The organism is Sphingobium sp. 15-1 (assembly GCF_013375535.1).
Lineage (GTDB): Bacteria > Pseudomonadota > Alphaproteobacteria > Sphingomonadales > Sphingomonadaceae > Sphingobium > Sphingobium aromaticivastans.
The window spans coordinates 86,955-109,418 of sequence record NZ_JABXJG010000002.1 but is presented as its reverse complement, the minus strand read 5'-3'; the positions used below and the strand labels follow the sequence as shown (position 1 = coordinate 109,418).

Genomic DNA, 22,464 nt, shown 5'->3' with positions numbered 1-22,464 from the left:
GGCGTTCAGCGGCGCGCGATCAGCGGGCGCGCACCATCACCGATGATGGCAAAGCCGGACCAGTAGAAGGGATGCGACGTCTCCGGATCGTCCATCAGCTTGACCTGCGCCTCCCGCAGCGCCTCCGCCACGGGCTGGTCCGCACCAGCCGCGAACAGGCCGCTCATCAGCCTTTCGGTGGCGTGATAATCCTCCGGCGCGGGCCAATGGCTGGCGATGACGGCCCGGCTGCCCGCGCCGATGAAGGCGCGCACCAGCCCGTCCAGCGCCCCGCCGCCGCCCGAAAGCCCGGCCGCACGCGTCGTCTCCACGCCCGCCGCGCCCGCCGTGTCGCAGGCCGACAGCACCACCAGATCGGCGTTCAGCCGCAGGTCGAAAATCTCGCTAAACTGCAACAGTCCGTCCGACGTCCTGTCCGGCGCGAAGCTGGTCAGCAGCGCGGGCCGCGCCGGGCAACCCGGATGCGGCGGCGTCACCAGGCCGTGCGTGGCGAAATGCAGGATGCGAAAGCGGTCGAGATCGCCCCGCGCCATCACGGCTTCGTCGGTGAAGGCTGCGCCGGTGATGAGTTCGCTGCCCTGCCCGCCAATCGCTTGCGCCGCCTCCCGCAATTCGGTCGCGGGGATCGGCCGGTTCCACTGCAAGGGCGACCAGCCGCAATCATCCACCGCCACATTGGACAAGGTTCCACGGCTGGAAGCCGCCAGCACCGGCCCGGCCAGAGGCGCATTGTCGCCAAAGCCGATATAGCTCTGCGCCGCGCTGGAGGGCGCAGCCGCCCGCGCATCGCGGAAGGCCCGCGCCGACAGGGCCGTGCTCACCGCATGGTCGCGGCCCAGCCAGTCGATGCCGCGAAAATCGAATTCGTCGCCCCCTTGCGCCACCCGCGCCTCATAGGCGTCGACGCCCGTCTGACCCGCGATCAGCAGATTGACCGGCAGTTGCAGCATCGCCCCATCGGGTTCGAAGATCAGGTGTCGCACCGCGGCCAGCCGTTGCTCCACCGGCCCGAACAGGTCCACATAAAGCTCCCGCGCCACCGGCACGTCCAGCGCATAGGTGGTCTGCGCGCCGTTCACCTCGATCGAGATCGTCTCGCGCAGCGCGGCCACTTTCCCCGCCACGTCCGATGCGCTGGCCGCCAGCCGGTATCCGGTCGCGCCTGCGCCGTCGATCCACAGCGCATAGAGCGCGTCGCCCAACTGAGCCAGCTTGTAATAGCCCTCGCCCGGTTTCAGCGTCGCCCGCATCTCGGCCAGGGTCAGCCCCTGCGGACTGATCGCCCGATATTGCGGATAGGCCGCCAACGCCGCCAGCGTCGTCGCCTGGTCGGCGGCAAGCTGGTCGATGTCCGCCTGCGCCTGCGCGACCTCGGGCAGCAACGCCTGTTGCCCTTCCGCCGTCTGCCGCAACTGCGCCAGCGCGATCCGCCCTCGCTCGATGTCGCGGGAAAGGGAGACGGACTGGCGGAACAGCCGCGCCGCCTCGCCATTGCCGGCGGACAGTTCGCGGCTCAATTGCTCCAGCGTGTCGGCGGCACCGGGCCGCAACAGCATCTGGGACGCCGCGAACAGATCGGCGGTCAGTTCCGGCCGGTTGGGAATTTCCTGTGCCAACAGGTTGAAATATGGCTGAAGCTGGTTCGCCATCCCCGTCAGCGTCGCGCGGTTCTCCATGGTGGAGGCCATGATGCCGCGATAGATTTTCAGCGCATCCTCATTGCGCCCGCGCCGGATGAGGAACGCCCCCAGCCGCGCCCGCGCGCCATTCAGCGCCACCGTTTCGGGATATTGCGCGCCCAGCAGCGCCAGCACCTGGTTCAGATTGATTTCCGCCTGCCCGAAATTGCCCTGCGCCTCATAGGTGAGCGCGATTTCGCCCAGCAATTGGGCGCGCAGGCGGGTGATCGACGTGACCCGTCCGTCGCGGATCGCAACCGCGCTCGCCAGCGCCCTGGTCAGCACGTCCCGCGCCGGTCCCGGTTGGCCCGACAGCCGCAGGATCGTCCCGCGCAACTGCTGCGCCTGCGCGTCGATGATCGCCGCCCGCTCGGCTGGAGCCAGCGTCGTGTCCTGCCGCACGCCCAAAGCCCGCGCCTGGGACGCCGCGCTGCTCATTTCGGCGGCGACCTCGGGCGGCAGGGACACCGCGCCGTCATCACCGGTCGCCGCGCCCGCCTCGCTGGCCAGCGGACGGTCGAGGATCGCCAGCGCGCCGTTCAGATCCTGCCGGTTGATATGATGCATTGCCTCGAAATTGCGGCGCAGGCGAAGCTGCACCGCATCGGCGGTCGCGATCCCCCGCGCCTGGGCGAAAGCCGCATCGGCCTGATCGAACAGCCCCAGATTAGAGAGTTGCAGACCCCGATTGACCAGATATTCATGGGCCCGGTTCGCCCGTTCCGTCGGGGTGAGCTTCGCCGCATCGGGATCACGCGCCAGCCGGTCGGTCAGGCTGTCGAAAAACTCCGCTGCCTCGGCATAATTGCCCGACGCATTGCGCCGATAGCCCTCGGCCAGCACGGTCTGCGGGTCCAGCGTCGCGGCCTGCAACCGGGCGAAACCCGCCTCAGCAGTGCCCACCGTCGCGATGTCGATCTTGCCCGGCACCGTCCGCCCCGCCATGACGGACCGCAGCCCAAGATCAAGCGCGCTCGCATAAGCCGCATAGCCCTGGGCGACATAGACCGTCTTGCCGCGGGCGACGCTCAGGATGCGATAGGCGCCGACCTCGCCGGTGCAGTTGCGCATGAGCGCCGCGCCGATACCCGGCAGGCTGACGCCGCCCGGCGCGCCGCATTCGACGGCCGCCTTGCGCGAAGCCGCCAATCGATCCAGCAATGCCGCGTCCTGATCGCCAGAACCGCGCCGCAAAGCATAGATCTGCCCCACCGGCCGCGCCGCGTCCCGGCACACCAGCGTCCATGCGCGATCGAACATGGTGCGCGCTGCGGGATCGCCGGCCGCGCTCTGGGCCTGGCACAAAGCGCCGCCTTCGCTGCCGATGCGAAAACTGTCCTTGAGCAACGGGCGATCGCTCGCCGCTTGGGCATGCAACGCGACGGACAGACTCAAGGCGCCCCAGCCGACGAGCCCGCAAACCAACTTCCCCAAAGCGCTCAAAGGCTTATCCCCCAAAGCTTGCCGGATATGTCCGTGCAAGGCTTCCCCTTAGCCATGACCCGCGGCCGTCATAACGCCGCCCGATGGTGCGCCGCAAGGCGAAAGGCGCGGAACGGCGGCCCTTCGCACATTCTCCTCCAGCCGGGTGAGGCAAGGAAGCTACAGTTGAGTAAGATTCAATCTCCACCACGCAATTTTCATTGCATCGGGCAAAAAACATGATCTAGATTAGCGTCAAGTGAATATCGACCGGCATGGCAAGATCAATGCCGGATCGCCTGAATAAACATAATAGGAAATTCACTGCAGGGAGGATGAAATGAACCAATTTCCCCACCACCAATCCGTATTGTGCCTGTCCGCATCATGTCTTGTTCTGGCCTTGACGGGCCTCTCTACTACAGCCTACGCGCAGGAAACGGACAGTGCCTCCGACTGGTACGGCAACGAGATCATCGTCACTGCGACGAAGCGCAATGAATCGATCCAGAACGTTCCCTTTTCCATCAATGCGCAGACCGCCGAAGCGATGCAGCGCATGGGCGCCACCTCGATCGAGGACGTTTCGCGCAGCGTCGCGGGTCTGACCGTCCAGAATCTGGGGCCGGGCCAGAGCCAGGTGTCCGTACGCGGCGTGTCGGCGGGCCAGGTCGTCCGCGACCAGCCGGGCGTCAAGGAACAGGTCGGCGTCTATCTCGACGAATCCGTCATCTCCATGTCGCTGTTCACGCCGGATTTCGACCTGTTCGACCTTGACCGCGTGGAAACGCTGCGCGGGCCGCAGGGCACGCTGTTCGGCTCCGGCTCCGAAGGCGGCACCGTCCGCTACATCACCAAGCAGCCCAAGCTCGGCCAGACCGAAGGCACGGTCGAGGCGGGCGCCAATGTCCTGAAGGGCGGCGATGTCGGCTATTCCGGCAAGGGCGCGATCAACCTGCCGCTGGGCGAGACGGCGGCGATCCGCGCGGTCGGCTATGCCGAACATTATGCCGGCTTCATCGACGCCATCGGCCCGGCTGCCGGAAAGAACATCAATGACGGCCGCCGCTATGGCGGGCGTCTCAGCCTCCTCTGGGAACCCGCGCCGGGGATCAAGCTGACCCCGCGCATCATTTATCAGGACATCCGCACCAACGGCTTCAACCGCGAGGACAGCTATCATCTCTATTATAACGAGCTGATCAGCCCCTTCGACATTCTGCCCGAGCGGACCCAATATCTGAAGCTGCGGGAGGAATTCCGCGACAAGACCACGCTGGCGGACTTCACGGCCAATGTCGATATAGGCGCCGACGTCGCGCTGACGTCGATCACCACCTATATCCACCGCGACATTCTGGTCAGCCGCGACGCGTCGGCGCTGACCGGTTCGGTGTCCGTTACGCCCTTTGTGGTGCAATTTGGCGTCAATCCCGCCATCGCCAACCTGCCGTCGAACTTGCGCGATACGACCAAGCTCAAGCAATGGACGCAGGAATTGCGCCTCGCCTCGACCGGCGCGGGGCCGTTCCAATGGGTGTTCGGTGGTTTCTACAGCCATGTCGACCGCAACTATGAGCAACGGCTGCCAACTCCCGGCTATGACGCCTTCATCGACGCGGCGCCGGCGCCATTCGGACCGGGCGCATCGGCAGGGGCGGCCAATGGCTTCCCGCTCAACTCGCCTTACAATGCCGACATTCCCTATATCATCAAGCAATATGCCGCCTTTGGCGAGGCGAGCTACAAGCTTGGCCAGTTCAAGCTGACAGCCGGCGGCCGCTATTACGACTTCAAGGAAGAGCGCGATTTCAAGACCGGCGGCGTCTTCCCCAATGGCGACAACCGGGTGGGCGACAAGACCGGATCGACCGGCTTCTCCCCCCGCTTCATCGCCAGCTATGAAGCCAATCGCGACCTGACCTTCAACGTCCAGGCGTCCAAGGGCTTCCGCTTGGGCGGCGTCAACGATCCGTTGAACCTGCCGCTCTGTAATGGCGGCGCGACCGGGCCGGACGCGGCCACCTATGGCAACCGTCCGACCTTCGAGGACGAAACGCTGTGGAACTATGAAGCCGGGGTGAAGGCGTCGGGCAGCGGCATCACCTTCAACGCAGCGGCCTTCTACAACGACATCAAGAATCTTCAGGTCACGGCGGATGCGGGAAGCTGTTCCTCGCGCATCCTCTTCAACGTGCCGAAGGCGCATACGGCGGGTCTGGAAGCGGAACTGAGCGCCCGCGTCTCCCCGAACCTCGATCTGTCATTGAGCGGCAGCTATATCGACTCGAAGATCGACAGCAACGTCACCGACGGAGGCGGCGCGATCATCGCGGGCATCCGCAAGGGCAACCGCCTGCCCACCGTGCCGAAGTTCCAGATGGCGGCGGCAGCGACCTATACGATGGAGATCGCGGCGGAGACCGACTGGTCCTTCACCGCCAGCTTCCAGCATGTGGGCGACCGCTATACCCAACTGGACGATCAGGAGCCGGGCAAAGGCAGTTTTACCAACTCCATCTATTATGACCCGGCCACGGGCGCTTATGGCACCGGGGCATTCAACTTCGGTTCCTACAAGCTTGGCGCCTATAATCTGGTCAACTTGTCGACCGGCGTAAGCTGGGACAGCGGCCTGTCGGTCACGCTCTACGTCAACAATCTGTTCGACGAGAATGCGCTCTACTCGCTCGACCGCGAGCGCGGCGGGCGGGGACGGCTTGGCTATAACATCGGCACGCCGCGCAAGATCGGCGTGACCGTCCGCAAGGACTTCTAACACTCAAGTCGGTAAGCACGCCGGAAGCCAAGCCGCTTCCGGCGTGCTTTTTTACGCGATACACCGGGCCGATCCGCCGCTATGCTCGCCCGGTGATCGAGACCGGGAACGCCATCGCGCACGAGATGCGCTTCATCGAAGGCGGCGCCTTCGCCATGGGCTCCGACCGTTTCTATCCGGAGGAAGCCCCGGTGCGGCAGGTCCGCGTGGACAGTTTCTGGATCGACGAAACCCCCGTCACCAACCGGCAATTCGCGCAATTCGTCGAGGCCACCAGCTACCGCACCTTTGCAGAGATCGCCCCCGATCCGAAGGATTATCCCGGCATGCCACCGGACATGGCGCGGGCCGGGTCGCTGCTGTTCCAGCGCACGGCGATGCCCGTCGACCTCAGCGATGTCAGCCAATGGTGGCATTTCCGTTTCGGCACGGACTGGCGCCATCCCCACGGCCCCGACAGCAATCTGGACGAGCTGTGGGATCATCCCGTGGTCCATGTCGTTTTTCAGGATGCGGAGGCCTATGCCCGATGGGCGGGCAAGGCGTTGCCGACCGAGGCGGAATGGGAGTTCGCGGCGCGGGGCGGGCTGAAGGGCGCCGACTATGCCTGGGGCGACGACCTCGCGCCCGGCGGAGCGATGCTCGCCAATTACTGGCAGGGCCTGTTCCCCTACAGCAATCTGCTGGAGGACGGTTATGAACGGACCTCGCCCGTCCGGGCCTATGCGGCCAATGGCTACGGCCTCTACGACATGATCGGCAATGTCTGGGAATGGACGACCGACTGGTATGCCCAGCCCAAAGTGGAGCGCAAGACGAAGGGAAGCTGCTGCATCCCCGCCAATCCGCGCGGCGGCACGAAGCGGGAGAGCCTGGACCCAGCCGCCCCGCATGCGCCGATCCCAAGAAAAGTGCTGAAAGGCGGTTCCCATCTCTGCGCGCCAAGCTATTGCCAGCGCTACCGCCCCGCCGCCCGCCACCCGCAGGCGGTGGACAGTTCCACCAGCCATATCGGCTTCCGCTGCATCATCCGCGAGCCGGGACGCTGAATTCAAGAACGGGAAGACGTCATGCTCAACATCCCCTGGGACCAGCCCGCCACCATGATCGACCTGGACGGCAAGGCGCCGATCATCGGCACGATCCGCGATTGCGCCCAGCATTTCGCGATCTTCAAGGCCCATGCAAAGGAACAGGCGCGCATATTGCTGACCCAGCCGGTCCACCGCGAGGGCCGCAAGACGCGGACCTGGGTGCTGGAGCCCTGGGAGATCGAGAAGCTGGTGGAACGGATGAAAGCGGAGGTGCATTAAAATATGATCGTCATCCCCGCGCAGGCGGGGATCCATCTCCCATAAGAAGTTCCAAGCAGCAAGGCGGGGGAGATGGGTTCCCGCCTGCGCGGGAACGACCACGATGTTGTGTTAACCGCTAAACCGCGCCGCCCAACGCCTTCACCAGCGCAACGCTGGCCCGCATCCGCTGCGTCTCCACCGCCAGCAACGCCCGCTGCGCCTCCAGCGCGTCGGCCTGCGCCGTCACCACCTCCAGATAATCGGACGCGCCATCGCGATAGCGGGTCAAGGCCAGCTCACTCGTCCGCCCCGCCGCCGTGGCGGCCCCACGCTGGCTCATCGCCTGATCGGCCAGATGGCGGTTCGCCGCGATTGCATCCTCGACCTGGCGGAACGCTCCCAGCACCGTCTCGCGATAGCCTGCGCTCAACTCCTCATATTCGGCGCGAGACATCTTGACCTCGGCCCTGCGCCGCCCGCCGTCGAACAATGCCAGCACCGCCGAAGCCGGTCCCAACCCCCAGAAGCTGCTGGGCCTGCTGAACAACTCGCCACGGGTGGTCTGATAGCCCCCTGACAGCCCCAGCGTCAGCGTCGGGAAGAAAGCGGCCTTCGCTACCCCGATCCGCGCATTGGCCGCGAACATGCGCCGCTCCGCCGCCGCGACATCGGGCCGCCGCTGCAACAGTTCCGAAGGCGCGCCAGCGGGCAATCCGGGCGCCACCAGAGGCTGCACCCGCGCGGCAATGCTGAAATCCGACGCCACCGCCCCGACCAGCGCGGCGATTTCATGTTCGGTCGCCGCCCGCTCATTGGCGATGGCGGAAATCTGCGCCCGCGCATTGTCGAGCACGGTCTTCGCCCGGTTGACGTCGATCCCCGACGCGATGCCGCCATCGTGCCGCGTGGCCGTCAGCCGATAGGCCTTGCCGAACGCCTCCACCGTCTGCCGCAGCAATTCCGCCTCGGCATCCAGCCCGCGCAGCCGGGCATAGGCATCCGCCACCGCCGCCTGCAGGCTGAGCCGCGCCGAAGCCAGATCGGCCTCACTCGCCTGCGCGTCAGCCCGAGCCGCCTTCACGGCGTTGCGGATGCGGCCCCAAAGGTCCAGCTCATAATCCAGCGTCGCGCCGACGGAAAAGTCGTTATAGGTCGGCGCCGTCCCATTGCCGCCGAAGCGATAGCCCGACAGCCGCTGCCGGCCGGCGTTGCCGTCCGCACTGACTTGCGGGAACAGGTCCGCCGTCTCGCCGCGCGCCGCCGCCCGCGCCTGATCGTACCGCGCCAGCGCCGCTGCCAGCGTCGGGCTGGCCTGCCCCGCCCGCACCTCCAGATCGTTCAGGACCGGATCGCCAAAGGCCTCCCACCATTTGCCCCGCGACGCGCCATCCATCGGCGTGGCGGCGGCCCAGCCCTCCACCTCCTTGAAATTCTGCGGCACGGCGGTCGCGGGCGGCTGATAGGCGGGCGCCATCGAGCATCCCGCCAGTCCCGCCAGCAACAGGGCCGCCGCCCTGCGATCAACGCCCATGGGCGGCACCCTTGGCAGCGGCCTGCACATGCACCTTGTCGCCGCTGCGGATGGCGTCGGGCGGCGTGTCGATCACCCGATCGGTCGGCAGCACGCCGCCGGAAAGCTGCACGACATTGCCCTCGTCCCGCGCGATGATCACCGGCTTCACGGTCACGCGCCCGTCCCCGCCCACGACCGCCACCGTCGGCCCGTCATTGCCGTAGAGGATCGCGCTGCCCGGCAAGGTCACGCCATTGCCGGACCCTGCCGCCACCTTGAAACGGACCTGGGCAAAGGCGCCCGGCTTCAGCGCGCCGTCACCATTATCCGCCTGCAACTGCACCAGCACCGCACCCGATTGCGCATCGACCGCGCCCGAGCTGCTGGTCAGCGCCGCGTTGAAGCTGCGCCCCGGATATTCCGGCAGGGTCAACGTCGCCGCCATGCCTGGCTTGATCGCTGCCGAATAGCCCTGCGGCACGCGCACATAGATGCGCATGCGGTGCGTATCGGACACGGTGAACAAGGGCTGGGCAGCCGCATTGCCAGCCACTACCAGCGCGCCGATCTGCGCCGAACGGCTGGTCACGACCCCGCTGAACGGCGCGGACAGCCGGGTGAAGCCCTGCAAGGCCTGCAACCGCTTCACATTGGCGAGCGCCGCGTTGGACAGCGCCTTGCGCGCGGCAAGGTCGCCCGCCTTCTCATCCGCCTCCTGCCGCGACACGGCGTCCTGCGCCAGCATGGAGGCCCAGCGCTTCGATGTGGTCGCGGACAGCCGCTCATTGGCCAGCGCCGTCTGATAATCTGCCTGCGCCTGCGCCAATTGCTGGTCGACCTCTGGCGCGTCGAGAATGGCGAGCGGCTGCCCCGCCCGCACATGATCGCCAATATCCGCCAGCCACCGCCGCACATAGCCGTTGGTCCGCGCAAAGATCGCCGCGCTGTTATAGGCCTGCACATTGCCCGGCAGCACCAGCGCATCCCCCTCGCCACCGGTCGCTGGCGTCACCACCGCGACGGTCGGGATGGCGGCATCGGCCGCGACCTGCTGCAATTCATTGGTGGCGTGAATCCGCGACGCCACGCCCAGGCCGACTATGGCGAGCGCGACGACCGCTGCGCCGATCCCCACGCGCTTCAACGTGCGGCTGTCCGGCCCCTGTGTTCCGGGATTGTCGATCGAAACATGATGCTCAGACATGGCTTGGCTGCATTTCCATGGAGGGCGCCTGCTGTCCATGCTTGCGATGGACGAAGGCGAAGATGGTGGGAACGAAGAACAGGGTGGCGATGGTCGCGCAGATCAGGCCGCCAATGACCGCCCGGCCCAGCGGCGCATTCTGCTCGCCGCCGTCGCCCAGGCCCAGCGCCATCGGCCCCATGCCGATGATCATGGCCAGCGCCGTCATCAGCACCGGGCGGAAACGGACCATGCCCGCCTCCAGCGCCGCCTGGGTGGCGTCGCCCAGCTCGGCCAGCTTCTCCCGCGCGAAGCTGACCACCAGGATGGAATTGGCGGTCGCCACGCCCATGCACATGATCGCTCCGGTCAGCGCGGGCACGGACAGGGTGGTGCCCGTGGTGAACAGCATCCACACGATCCCCGCCAGCGCCGCCGGCAGAGCTGTGATGATGACGAAGGGATCGACCCAGCTCTGGAAATTGACGACGATCAGCAGGTAGATCAGCACGATCGCCCCCGCCAGTCCCCAGCCCAGTCCGGAAAAGGCGGTATTCATCGTCGCATATTGGCCCCGGATGGTGACGGTCGTGCCTTTGGGCAGTTCCTTCTCCAGCGACTGGATCGCCCGCTGCACGTCGCCCGCGACCGCGCCCAGATCACGCCCCTGCGTCGTCGCGAAAATGTCGAGTACCGGCGCAATGTCATAATGCGACACGACCGGCACGGTATTGGACCGCCTGATGGTCGCCAGGCCGCCCAGCGGCTGCACCGAAGCCCCCGCCGCCGAACCCGACACCGGCACGTTGCTCAGCTCGCTCATCGATCCCACCAGATATTCCGGCGCCTGCGCCACGACCGGATATTGCACGCCATTTTCCGGGTTCACGAAGAAGAGCGGCGCGGTCTGCGACGTACCCGCAAGCTGGCTCGCCAGGCTGGTCGTCACGTCCCGCTCCGACAGGCCATATTGCCCGACGCGCGACCGGTCGACCTCGACATCGAGCTGCGGCGAGCGCGCCGGCTGCTGGATACGGGCGTCGGCCACCCCCGAAATCGCCGCCATCTTCGCCAGCAGCTTCTGCGCATAGGCGCGATTGCCCGCCGCGTTCTTGCCCGCGATCTGCACGTCGATGGGGGCAGGCGCGCCGAAGTTCAGGATCTGGCTGGTGATGTCGGCGGGCAGGAAGGCGAAGCTGGTTCCGGGGAAACGGCGCGGCAGTTCCCGCCGCAGCATGGCGACCAGCTCATCCGTGGGCCGATGCGCTTTCGTCAGCGCGATCATCATGTCCCCGTCCTGCGGGCCAATGGTGCCGCTATTATTATAGACGGTGTTGATGGAACTGACCGGCAGGCCGATATTGTCGGTGATGGAGGCCAGTTCCTCCGCCGGAATCAGGTTGCGGACCTCCCGCGCAAAATGATCGAAGCGCGCCGCGCTGTCCTCGATCCGCGCGCCCACAGGCACGCGGACATGCATGGCGATCTGCCCGGAATCGACCGAGGGGAAGAAATTGCTGCCCAGCATCGGCAACAGCCCGAAGGACAGCAGCGTGATCGCCATGAAGCCCAGCAGGAAGGGCTTGCGCGCATCGAGGGCATGATGCAGCAGCCCGACATAGCCGTGGCGTATCTTCTCGAACCGCTGCTCGAACCCGCGCTGGAAGCGGACCAGCGGATTGCGCGAGGCGGGCGCCCCGGCCATATGCGCGTCGCCCTGCTCCACATGGGGCCTCAGCAGATACATGGCCATGGTCGGCACCAGCGTCCGCGACAGGATGAAGGACGCGATCATCGCGAACACGACCGACAGCGCCATCGGCACGAACAAGAATCCGGCGACGCCCGGCAGGAAGAACATCGGCACGAACACGATACAGATGCACAGCAGCGACACGAAGGCGGGCGTCACGATCTGCGCCGCGCCGTCAAGGATCGCATCCCAGACGCTCTTGCCCTGTTCCAGATGCCAGTTGATATTCTCGATGGTCACGGTGGCGTCGTCGACCAATATGCCGACCGCCAGCGCCAGCCCACCCAGCGTCATGACGTTCAGCGTCTGGCCGAAAGCCGCGAGCGCCGCAATCGCCGTCAGAATGGCGAGCGGGATCGACAGGGCGATGATCACCGTCGACCGCCACGACCCCAGGAACAGCAGGATCATCAGCGAGGTCAACGCCGCCGCGATGGCGCCTTCATGAATGACGCCCTCCACCGCCGCCTTCACGAACAGCGACTGGTCCCCGATGGGCAGGATCTTCAGCGTATCGGGCAGGCCCGCCGCAATCTGCGGCAGCTTCTCCTTCACCCCGTCCACGATCGCCAGCGTGGAGGTCGCGCCGTTCTTGAGAATTGTCAGCAGCACGGACCGGCTGCCCTCGACATGCACGACATTCTGCTGCGGCCCGCTGCCGTCGCGGACATGGGCGACATCGCGCATATAAATGGTCGCGCCGTTCACCACCTTGACCGGCAAGTCGTTAAGCGCCTCGATGGAGGCCGGGGCGTTGTTCAGCTTCACGCTATACTGCGTCTCCCCGATCTTCACGAAACCGGCGGGGTTGATCTGGTTCTGCGCCGCGATGGCCGCGCCCACATCCTGCGCCGACAACCCCTTGGACTGGAGCGCCAGCGGATTGAGGTCGATCTGCACCTGCCGCTGCTTGCCGCCCGACGGGAAAGGCATGGCCAGGCCCGGCACGGTGATCAGCGGCGGACGGACCTGGTTCATGCCCATGTCGAATAGCTGCTGCTCCGACAGCCCCTTGCCCGACAGCGCAAGCTGAAGGATCGGCACGGTCGACGCGCTGTAGTTCAGCACCAGCGGCGGCGTGATGCCCGGCGGCATCTGGCGCAGCACGGTCTGCGACACCGACGTCACCTGCGCGGTCGCCGTGCGGATGTCGGCGCCCGGCTGGAAATAGATTTTGATGATGCCGATACCCTGGAGCGACTGGCTCTCGATATGCTCGATGTCGTTGACCGTGGTGGTCAGCACCCGCTCATAGGGATTGACGATGCGGTTCGCCATATCCTCCGGCGACAGGCCCGAATATTGCCAGGCGACCGCCACCACCGGAATGCGGATATTGGGGAACATGTCCACCGGCGTGCGCGCCGCCGCCAGCACGCCCGCGATTGCGATCAGGATCGCCATCACGATGAAGGTGAGCGGGCGATGCAGGGCAACCTTGACGATAGCGATCATTCACGACTCCACGGATGCGCTGCCGGGGGACCCCTGCCGCACATGACAACGCAACCTCTCCAGATATTTTCGCCGCCTGGGACCAGAGACGAAGCGCGCCAGGAAATGCGCATCTTTTGCTTGCCGCATTTTCCGGGCCGTCACCCCCCAAAGGGCAACGTGAAAATGCTCTAGAATGCGACGGCATCCCCGGCCTTGAGCGGAGTGCTGCGGCAATGAGGGGGCATAACCCGCGCACATCCACCCGGCAGCCATGAGACACCGCCACATTCAAACCTGCCCATGCGCCCTTGGACATTCTGCGTCTAATATATAATATGGCATGATCGATAGCTTCAGCGACATGATCCATGGACCTTCGCCATCTGCGTTATTTTCTATGCGTCGCTGAGGAGATGCATTTCGGCCGCGCCGCGCTGCGCCTGGGCATATCCCAGCCGCCGCTCAGCCAGCAGATCCGCGCTCTGGAGGAGGAGCTGGGCGTCCGCCTGTTCGACCGCACCAGCCGCCGCGTGCGCCTTACCGAAGCAGGCCAGTTGTTCGAACCCGAAGCCCGCCAGACCATCGCCCAGGCCGAACGCGCCGCCCAGATCGCCCGCATGGCGCAGCGCGCGGAGATCGGCCATCTCGGCCTTGCCTTCACCACTTCCGGCCCCTTCGTTCCCCCGGTCGCCCGCGCCCTCTACCGCTTCCGCCAGACCTACCCCAATGTCGAGCTGATCCTGCGCGAACAGGGCCGCGACGAGCAGGTCGAAAGCGTGGGCAGCCGCCAGCTCGACCTCGGCATCGTGCGCGACTATGAGGCGCCGGTCATGCCCGAAGGCATGGTGTCGCAATGCTTGCTCAGGGAGGAGATGGTGCTGGCGTTGCGCGCCGATCATCCCCTGGCGCTGCGGGCCGCCCCGCCTAGCATCGCGGACCTGTCCGACGAACCGCTGGTGCTGTACGGCGCGCCCAACGGCGCCGGCTTCAACGAACATCTGCTCGCCCTGTGCGAGAAGGCGGGCTTCGCGCCCAAAATCTCTCATGAGGCCCGCAGCCTCGCGACCCTGCTCGGCCTGGTCGCGGCGGGTTTCGGCCCCACGGTGATCGCCCAGTCCATGGCGCGGCTGCATGTCGACAATGTGATCCACCGCCCCTTCGACGTGCCGGTGATGAGTTCGCTCTGGCTGATCCACAATGAGGATCTGTCTCCGACCGGCCAAGCCTTCCTCAAGACGCTGCTGGAAGAACGCCAATCGGCCGAGACGGTTACCACTTCGGAACCCGCATAGCGTTACGCGACTGGATTGCCCCTCAGAAACCCGTCATGGGGTGCCAGGCGATCTTCGTACATGGAAGCACCCCCTTCCCATTCCCCTCCTCATTCTCTATGCACGCCCATGAAAGCCAGCCTTGGCCGGCTTTCACTGATCGCGCCGGTGCCCTGCCAAGGGGCTTAATAGGGAATGCGGTGATGAATCCGCGGCTGTCCCTGCAACTGTAAGCGGTGAGCGAGACGCATATCGATTCCCCGGATCGCCGGGGGATCAGCCACTGGGCCGGACGCTAAATCCTGCGAGGCCTGGGAAGGCCATGCGCCAAGCTGCGACCCGCAAGCCAGGAAACCTGCCTGCGTCTGGTCGCTCTTGCCTTGGTCCAGGGGATGGCCGCGGCACGGTACTCCGTCTGAGCGACGCTTCACGCAGCGGGAGCTGCTGTCCGCATGCCGGGCGCAAGAGCGTCCGCCCGGCATGAAGGCGGCTTCCGTCCGGTTTCGCTGACGCCGACGGGGGAAGACCCTGATGAGTCCTGTTTCCCAATCGCTGGCCCCGCCCAGCCACCAATCCAGTATGCTCCGCCGCCGCGCGTCCGGCATGTTCGCCGCGCTGATCGCCGCCAATCTCGTCGCCTGGGGCTGGGCCTTCACCCTTTTCGCGGGCAACAGCATGATGCTGGGCACGGCGCTGCTCGCCTGGAGCCTGGGCCTGCGCCATGCCGTCGACGCCGACCATATCGCCGCCATCGACAATGTGACCCGCAAGCTGATGCAGGACGGCCAGCGCCCGCTGACGGTCGGCTTCTGGTTCGCCATCGGCCATAGCGGCATCGTCCTGATCGCCGCCGTCGCCATCGCCATCGCCGCCAATGCGCTGAGCCGCGTGGAGGCCGTGGGCGCGATCGGCGGCACCGTCGCGACGATCGTGTCCGCGACCTTCCTGTTCACCATCGCGGCAATGAACCTCATCATCCTGAGATCGGTTCTGAAGACCTTCAACCATGTCCGCAAAGGTGGAGCCTATGTCGATGAAGACATGGATATTCTCCTGGGCAATCGCGGCTTCCTCGCCCGCATCTTCCGCCCGCTGTTCCGGCTGGTGACGCGAAGCTGGCACATGGCGCCGCTCGGCTTCCTCTTCGGCCTTGGCTTCGACACCGCCACCGAAGTCGCCATCCTCGGCCTGTCCGCAGGGCAAGCGGCGAGCGGCCTTTCCATCTCGACCGTCCTCATCTTCCCGCTGCTCTTCGCGGCGGGCATGGCGCTGATCGACACGGCTGACGGGGCGCTGATGATGGGCGCCTATCAATGGGCCTTCGTGAAGCCGATCCGCAAACTCTATTACAACATCACCATCACGCTGGTCTCGGCGCTGGTCGCCATATTGATCGGCGGGATCGAGGCGACCGCGCTGCTGGGCGACAAGCTTGGCCTCACCGGCGGCATCTGGACGCTCGCCGCCGACCTGGGCGAGCATTTCAACAGTCTCGGCTTCTTCATCGTCGGCCTGTTCGCCGCCTGCTGGCTGGCGAGCTGGGCCATCTACCGCTGGAAAGGCTTCGACGAGATCGAAGTCGCTCTCGAACCCCAAGGAAATCCCGTATGAACAAGGTTCCCGCTACCGTCATCACCGGCTTCCTCGGCGCCGGCAAGACCACGCTGATCCGCCACCTGATCGAAAATGCGGGCGGCCGCCGCCTCGCCCTCATCATCAACGAATTCGGGGATGTCGGCGTCGACGGCGCGCTGGTGCAGGGCTGCGGCGACGAAGCCTGCCCGGACGAGGACATTATCGAACTGGCGAACGGCTGCATCTGCTGCACCGTAGCGGACGATTTCCTGCCGACCATGCAGCGCCTGCTCGACCGGCCGACGCCGCCCCATCACATCATCATCGAAACCAGCGGCCTTGCGTTGCCCAAGCCGCTGGTGAAGGCCTTCCAATGGCCCGACATCCGCACCCGCGCCACGGTCGACGGCGTGATCGCCCTGATCGACGCCGACGCGCTGGCGGCGGGCCGTTTCGCCCATGACGAAGCCGCGCTCGCCGCCGCCCGCGCCGCCGATCCGACGCTGGACCATGACAGCCCGATCGAGGAATTGTTCGAGGACCAGCTTGCCTGCGCCGACCTCGTCCTGCTCAACAAGACCGATCTGGTGGATGCCGACACCCTCGCCACGCTGGAACGCGATCTGGCCGGGGAAATCCGACCGGGCGTCAGCATCATCCGCACGGCGAAGGGCGAAATCGACCCCGCCATCCTGCTCGGCCTGGATGCGGGCGTGGAGGACCAGATCGACGCCCGCCCTTCCCATCACGACAATGAGGAGGATCATGACCATGACGATTTCGAGAGCTTCATCGTCGATCTGGGCGAAGTGGACGACCCCGAAGCGCTGCTGTCAGCCCTGGGCGAAGCCATCGCCGCGCACGACATTTTGCGGGTCAAGGGCTTCCTCGCGATCGAGGGCCGTCCCGCCCGCCTCGTGCTCCAGGCCGTCGGCCCACGCATCCAGCATCATTATGACCGCCCATGGCAGGCAGGCGAGCAGCGCGCCTCCCGCCTCGTCGTGATCGGCCAGACCGGCCTCGACCGCGCCGCCATAGAGGCGACGCTCAAGGCGCAGACGGTCGCTGCCTGATGCATCTGTTGACCGCCACGCCCGGCACCGTCTCCAATGGCGACGAAGCGATCGACCTCGGCCAGTCGCCGGGCGACATCGTGCTGCTGACCGTGGCGGACAGCGAACTCGCCTGCTTCGCCAGCGCCGCCGCTGCATTGGGCGAGGCAGGCCCGAAAATCCGCCTCGCCAACCTCCTCCAGCTCAAGCACCCCTATTCGGTCGACCTCTATGTCGAGAAGGTGATCGCCCAGGCCAAATTCGTCTGCGTGATCCTGTTAGGAGGTAAGAGCTATTGGCCCTATGGCATTGATGAAATTGCCAATATGGCGCGCGAAAAGGGCATCGCCTTCGCCGCCATAGCCGATGGTCGCGAAGACGATCCCGACCTGCGCGCCGCCTCTACCCTGCCTACGGAGACTTGCGACCGGTTGCGCGACTATCTGCGTCAGGGCGGCATTGCCAATGCCATAGCCTTCCTCAAGACCGCCTCCCGTCTGGCGGGCCTGGATGCGGGCACGCCCGATGCTCCTGTCCCCGTGGCCGATGCAGGCCTCTATCTCCCCGGCGCCGACCGTCCCACGCTGGAGCAGGTGAAAGCCCGCTGGACGGCAGACCAGCCGACCGCGCTATTCCTCTTCTACCGCGCCCTGCTGGTCGCCGGGACGCTTGAAGCGGTCGACGCGATGATCGCCGGTCTGGAAGCGGCGGGCCTCAACGTCCTTCCCGTCCACGTGCGGGCGCTGCGCGAACCTTTCGCCAGGGATTTCCTCCAGACCTTGATGGCGGAGACGCCCCCCGACGTCATCCTCAACGCCACCGCCTTCGCCGCCAGCGCACCAGGAGAACCCCGCACGCCCTCAATCCTTGAACAAGCGGACTGCCCGATCCTCCAGACCATCTTCGCCAGCGCGGAACAGGGTGCTTGGGAAGCAAGTGCCCGGGGTCTCGGCCCCCGCGACCTCGCCATGCACATCGCGCTCCCAGAGGTGGACGGCCGCCTCTTCACCCGCGCCGTCGCCTTCAAGGCGGCCGCCCGCTTCGATGAGCGGACCGAATGCAGCATCATCGTCCCACGTGTATTGGCGGATCGTATCAGCTTTGTTGCTCAACTGACTGTAAATTGGTCGAAACTTCGGAAAACTCCAGTCGCAGAGCGCCGCATTGCTCTGATCCTAGCCAACTATCCCAACAAGGATGGCCGCATCGGCAATGGCGTCGGTCTCGACACCCCGGCCAGCGCCGCCGCGATCCTGAATGCCCTGGCGGGGTCCGGCTACACCACCGCCGACGCGCCAACCGATGGCGCTGCCCTGATGCGCCACCTGACCAGCGGCACGACCAACGACCTGACCAAACCCACTCCTCCCCCGTTCGGGCTGAGCCTGTCGAAGCCTTTCCCTTCCCTCCCTCTTACAGATTACCGCGCCGCCTTCGCCGCCCTGCCCCAAACCGCCCAGGAAGCCATCGCCACCCGCTGGGGCCCTCCCCAAACCGACCCCTTCTTCCGCGACGGCGCCTTCCACCTGCCCGTCCACCGCTTTGGCAATATCGCGGTCGCGGTCCAGCCCTCGCGCGGCTATCATATCGACCCCAAGGGCAGCTATCACGACCCGGCCCTGCCGCCGCCCCACGCCTATCTCGCCTTCCACATCTGGCTGGCGCAGGCGTTCGGCGCCCATGCCGTCGTCCATGTCGGAAAGCACGGCAATCTCGAATGGCTCCCCGGCAAGGCCATCGCGCTGTCGGAAAGCTGCTTCCCGGAAATCTGCACCGGGCCGATCCCGCAAATCTACCCCTTCATCGTCAACGATCCCGGCGAAGGCACGCAGGCGAAGCGCCGCATCGGCGCCTGCATCATCGACCATCTGACGCCGCCCCTGACCCGCGCCGAAACCTATGGTCCGCTGAAAGAACTGGAGGCGCTGGTCGACGAATATTATCTCGCCGCCGGCATGGACCCGCGCAGGCTGGAAACGCTGCGCAAGGACATACTCGCCCTCGCCGCTTCGCAAGGGTTGGACAAGGACGCAGGCGCGCAGGGAAGCGGAGATGACGCCCTTGCCGCCATCGACAATTATCTCTGCGATCTCAAGGAAATGCAGATACGCGACGGCCTGCATGTCTTTACCCAAAGCCCGGAAGGCACGCTCCGCCGTGATTTGCTGATCGCCCTTGCGCGCTGTCCGAGGGGGATGGAGGAAGGCCAGCAATCGCTGCTCCGCGCCCTGTCCGATGACCTTGCCCTGGGCTTCGACCCTCTCGATTGCACCTTGGGCACGCCTTGGACCGGTCCTCGCCCGGAGGCGCTCCAGCACGTCGCCTCTGCTCCCTGGCGTACCACCGGCGATACGGTGGAAAGGCTGGAACTCTACGCCATTGAATTGGTAGACCCACTCTCGCACGCCCGTCATTCCGGCGAAAGCGGGAACCCATCTCCCATAAGCAGCCCCAAGCGGAACGCTCAGGAGATGGATCCCTGCTTTCGCGGGGATGACGACAGGAGGCGGGAAGGTATCCCCGGTCCCCGGACCGAAGCAGTCCTCACCGTGATCGAGCAAGACCTCGCGCCCCGCGTCGACGCCTGCGGAGCGGCCGAAAAAACCGCACTCCTGAAAGCCCTCAACGGCCATTTCGTCCCCCCCGGCCCCTCCGGAGCCCCCACAAGGGGCCGCCCCGACGTCCTCCCCACCGGCCGCAATTTCTATTCGGTCGACACCCGCGCCATCCCCACGGTTGCCGCCTGGAATCTCGGCCAGCGCTCCGCCGAACTTATCGTGCAGGACTATCTCCAGCGAGAGGGCGACTATCCCCGCGCCATCGCCCTGTCCGCCTGGGGCACCGCCAATATGCGCACCGGCGGCGACGACATCGCCCAGGCCCTCGCGCTTATGGGCGTCCGCCCGCGCTGGGACTGGGCTTCGGGCCGGGTCATCGGCTTCGAGGTCATGAAGATCGCGGAACTGAACCGTCCCCGCGTCGACGTCACCTTCCGCGTCTCCGGCTTTTTCCGCGACGCCTTCCCGGAACAGATCGACCTGCTTGACAGCGCCGCCCGCGCCGTCATGGCGCTGGACGAGCCGGAGGAGGACAATCCTGCCGCCGCCCGCCACCGCGCCGAAACCGCCGCCTTGATCGCGGAGGGCACGCCCGAAAAGGCCGCCCACCGCCGCGCAGGCGCCCGCATCTTCGGTTCGAAGCCCGGCGCCTATGGCGCAGGCCTCCAAGCGATGATCGACGAGAAAATCTGGCACGACCGCGCCGACCTGGCGAACGTCTATCTCGACTGGGGCAGCTATGCCTATGGCGGAGGGGTCGAGGGCGATGCCGAACGCAGCCTCTTCGCGGAACGTCTGACCCAGGCCGACGCGCTCATCCAGAATCAGGACAATCGCGAGCATGACCTGCTCGACAGCGACGATTATTACCAGTTCGAGGGCGGGATCGCCGCCGCCGTCGAACATCTCTCCGGCAAGAAGCCGCTCAGCTATCATAACGACCACAGCCGCCCCGAACGCCCTGTCATCCGCACGCTGGAGGATGAGATCGGCCGCATCGTAAGAGCCCGCGTCACCAACCCCAAATGGATCGCGGGCATGATGCGCCATGGCTATAAGGGCGCGTTCGAGATCGCCGCCTCGGTCGATTATCTCTTCGCCTTCGCCGCCACCACCCATGCGGTCAAGGACCATCATTTCGACGCCGTCCACGCCGCTTTCATCGAGGATGAAAAGGTCCGCGCCTTCATGGCGGAGGCTAACCCCGCCGCCCTGCGCGAAACCGCCGCCCGCCTCCACGAAGCGCTCGACCGGCGCCTGTGGAAACCCCGGTCGAACAGCGCCGCGATGCTCCTCACCCAACTCAAGGACGCCTGACATGATCGAACGCACGCCCGAACAGCACAGCGAAAAGATGAAGAAGAAACAGGCCGCCCATGACAAGATCATGGCGACTAAGACGCAGGAAAAAGGCCTTCTCATCGTCCACACCGGCAAGGGCAAGGGCAAGACGACCGCCGCGCTCGGCATGGTCGTCCGCGCCATCGGCCATGGCAAAAAGGTCGGCGTCGTCCAGTTCGTGAAGGGCGCCATGACCACCGGAGAAAAAACCGTCTTCGACGCGTTTCCGCAGAATGTCGAATTCAAGCCCATGGGCGAAGGCTTCACCTGGAACACGCAGGATCGCACCCGCGACATCGCCCTCGCCCGCGAGGCGTGGGACGAGGTAAAGCGGATGATTGACGATCCGGCCTATGATATGGTCCTGGCCGATGAGCTTAATATCGTCCTGCGCTACGATTATCTGCCGGTCGAAGAGGTGTTGGAAGCCGTGACCGCCAGAAGCGCCATGAAGCATGTCCTCATCACAGGCCGCAACGCGCCCGACGCATTGATAGAGGCGGCTGATCTCGTCACTGAAATGACCCTTGTCAAACATCCCTTCCGCAGCGGCGTGAAGGCACAGCCGGGAATCGAATTCTGACACGCACCACCTTCGACATCGCCGCCTTCGAGGAACTGGTCCACCTTCGCCGCGACGTGCGCCATTTCCTGACCGACCCGCTGGACGAACGGGAGGTCGAGCAACTGCTTGCCCTCGCCCATAGCGCGCCGTCGGTCGGGTTGTCGCAACCCTGGCGCTTCGTCCGGATCGCGACACCCGCCTTGCGCGAGCAGCTCGCCGTCCATGTCGATGCGCAGATCGTCAAGGCCGGGCGGATCTACGAGGGCGATGAGGACAAGCTCTACCGCAGCCTGAAGCTGCACGGCCTGCGCGAAGCGCCGGTGCTGTTCGCCGTCTATTGCGATGAAGGCACCGAAACCGGCCATAAGCTGGGCGCGATCACCATGCCCGAAGCGCGCCGCTATAGCTGCGTGATGGCGATCCACACGATCTGGCTCGCCGCCCGGACCCGCGGCATCGGCATGGGTTGGGTTTCGATCCTGGATCGCCCCACGGTCGACGCGATGCTGGAGATTCCGGAAAATTGGCGCTGCCTCGGTCTGCTCTGCCTGGGTTATCCGGTCAGCGAGGAAGCAACGCCGGAACTGGAACGGCGCGGCTGGGAACATCGCACCGACTGGCATTCGACGATCGTGACAAGATGACGCATAGTCCCCCTCCCGTCTACGGGAGGGGCGTAAATTCTCCCCACTTCCCTTTCCCCTCCACTCCGCCTATGAACCGCATCCGGAACGGGCTCCGCCCGCTCCATCGATCGCGTCGGTGCTCCGCAAGGGGCTTAAATGGGAACGCGGTGCGGGAGGCGACTCCCTAATCCGTGGCTGTCCCTGCAACTGTGAGCGGCGAGCTAGGCAAGGACGGCCCCGAAAAGGCCAGCCACTGGAGCAATCCGGGAAGGCCCCTGCCAAGGCTATGACCCGCAAGCCAGGAGACCTGCCGGACGCAAAGGTCGCTCTAGCCATGGTCCAGGGGATGGTCACGGCTCGGTTCTCCGCACGAGCGACGGAAATGCGGCTGGGGCGTCCTCCAGTCGTCGTTGCG

At 65.7% G+C, this 22,464-nt stretch carries 13 protein-coding genes and 2 riboswitches; of the genes, 9 read left to right on the top strand and 4 right to left on the bottom strand.

The window, feature by feature from the left end; translation table 11 throughout:
• Nucleotides 1-5 precede the first annotated feature (5 nt).
• Nucleotides 6-3,074 carry a CHAT domain-containing protein gene (locus HUK72_RS16850; RefSeq protein WP_176598846.1) on the bottom strand — a complete coding sequence of 1,023 codons (3,069 nt, stop codon included), beginning with the start codon at nucleotides 3,072-3,074 and terminating at the stop codon, nucleotides 6-8.
• A 367-nt stretch (nucleotides 3,075-3,441) separates the two neighbouring features.
• Here HUK72_RS16850 and HUK72_RS16845 point away from each other — a divergent pair, with 367 nt between their 5' ends.
• The 3 genes from HUK72_RS16845 to HUK72_RS16835 all read left to right on the top strand — a co-directional run bounded on the left by HUK72_RS16845 (nucleotide 3,442) and on the right by HUK72_RS16835 (nucleotide 7,193).
• Entirely contained in the window at nucleotides 3,442-5,880 is a 2,439-nt protein-coding gene (locus tag HUK72_RS16845) for a TonB-dependent receptor (RefSeq protein WP_176597973.1), read from the top strand.
• 125 nt (nucleotides 5,881-6,005) lie between these two features.
• A complete protein-coding gene (locus HUK72_RS16840) occupies nucleotides 6,006-6,929 on the top strand; it encodes a formylglycine-generating enzyme family protein (protein WP_176598845.1) in 924 nt (307 codons plus the stop codon).
• 21 nt (nucleotides 6,930-6,950) lie between these two features.
• The gene (locus HUK72_RS16835; protein WP_176597972.1) at nucleotides 6,951-7,193 is read left to right on the top strand and encodes a hypothetical protein; all 243 of its coding nucleotides are present in this window, start codon (nucleotides 6,951-6,953) and stop codon (nucleotides 7,191-7,193) included.
• A 118-nt stretch (nucleotides 7,194-7,311) separates the two neighbouring features.
• Here HUK72_RS16835 and HUK72_RS16830 read toward each other — a convergent pair whose 3' ends face one another.
• Genes HUK72_RS16830 through HUK72_RS16820 form a run of 3 tightly spaced genes read right to left on the bottom strand, consistent with a single transcriptional unit; the run spans nucleotide 7,312 to nucleotide 13,079 of the window.
• Complete coding sequence (locus HUK72_RS16830; protein ID WP_176597971.1) at nucleotides 7,312-8,706, bottom strand: efflux transporter outer membrane subunit; 1,395 nt, start codon at nucleotides 8,704-8,706, stop codon at nucleotides 7,312-7,314.
• A complete protein-coding gene (locus HUK72_RS16825; protein WP_176597970.1) occupies nucleotides 8,696-9,892 on the bottom strand; it encodes an efflux RND transporter periplasmic adaptor subunit in 1,197 nt (398 codons plus the stop codon). The genes HUK72_RS16830 and HUK72_RS16825 overlap by 11 nt, the downstream gene beginning before the upstream one ends.
• Nucleotides 9,885-13,079: an efflux RND transporter permease subunit gene (locus HUK72_RS16820; protein ID WP_176597969.1), complete on the bottom strand. Its 3,195-nt coding sequence runs from the start codon at nucleotides 13,077-13,079 to the stop codon at nucleotides 9,885-9,887. The genes HUK72_RS16825 and HUK72_RS16820 overlap by 8 nt, the downstream gene beginning before the upstream one ends.
• A gap of 350 nt (nucleotides 13,080-13,429) precedes the next feature.
• On the opposite strand from HUK72_RS16820, the gene HUK72_RS16815 reads away from it, so the two are divergent.
• The 6 genes from HUK72_RS16815 (at nucleotide 13,430) to bluB (ending at nucleotide 22,067) form a co-directional block, all read left to right on the top strand.
• Nucleotides 13,430-14,353, top strand: a complete 924-nt coding sequence (locus HUK72_RS16815; protein ID WP_176597968.1) for a LysR substrate-binding domain-containing protein — start codon at nucleotides 13,430-13,432, stop codon at nucleotides 14,351-14,353.
• A 128-nt stretch (nucleotides 14,354-14,481) separates the two neighbouring features.
• Nucleotides 14,482-14,710, top strand: a riboswitch (cobalamin riboswitch).
• Between the two features lie 201 nt (nucleotides 14,711-14,911).
• Nucleotides 14,912-15,943 (top strand): HoxN/HupN/NixA family nickel/cobalt transporter, encoded by a 1,032-nt coding sequence (locus tag HUK72_RS16810; RefSeq protein ID WP_176598844.1) that lies wholly within the window; start codon nucleotides 14,912-14,914, stop codon nucleotides 15,941-15,943.
• Nucleotides 15,940-16,980 carry a cobalamin biosynthesis protein CobW gene (cobW, locus tag HUK72_RS16805; RefSeq protein WP_176597967.1) on the top strand — a complete coding sequence of 347 codons (1,041 nt, stop codon included), beginning with the start codon at nucleotides 15,940-15,942 and terminating at the stop codon, nucleotides 16,978-16,980. Before HUK72_RS16810 ends, cobW begins: the two co-directional genes overlap by 4 nt.
• Nucleotides 16,980-20,834, top strand: coding sequence for a cobaltochelatase subunit CobN (cobN, locus tag HUK72_RS16800; protein ID WP_176597966.1), 3,855 nt, complete (start codon nucleotides 16,980-16,982; stop codon nucleotides 20,832-20,834). The genes cobW and cobN overlap by 1 nt, the downstream gene beginning before the upstream one ends.
• A gap of 1 nt (nucleotide 20,835) precedes the next feature.
• Nucleotides 20,836-21,441: a cob(I)yrinic acid a,c-diamide adenosyltransferase gene (gene cobO / locus HUK72_RS16795; protein ID WP_176597965.1), complete on the top strand. Its 606-nt coding sequence runs from the start codon at nucleotides 20,836-20,838 to the stop codon at nucleotides 21,439-21,441.
• A complete protein-coding gene (gene bluB, locus HUK72_RS16790) occupies nucleotides 21,438-22,067 on the top strand; it encodes a 5,6-dimethylbenzimidazole synthase (RefSeq protein ID WP_218036219.1) in 630 nt (209 codons plus the stop codon). The genes cobO and bluB overlap by 4 nt, the downstream gene beginning before the upstream one ends.
• A gap of 99 nt (nucleotides 22,068-22,166) precedes the next feature.
• A riboswitch (cobalamin riboswitch) is annotated at nucleotides 22,167-22,379 on the top strand.
• Nucleotides 22,380-22,464: the final 85 nt, after the last annotated feature.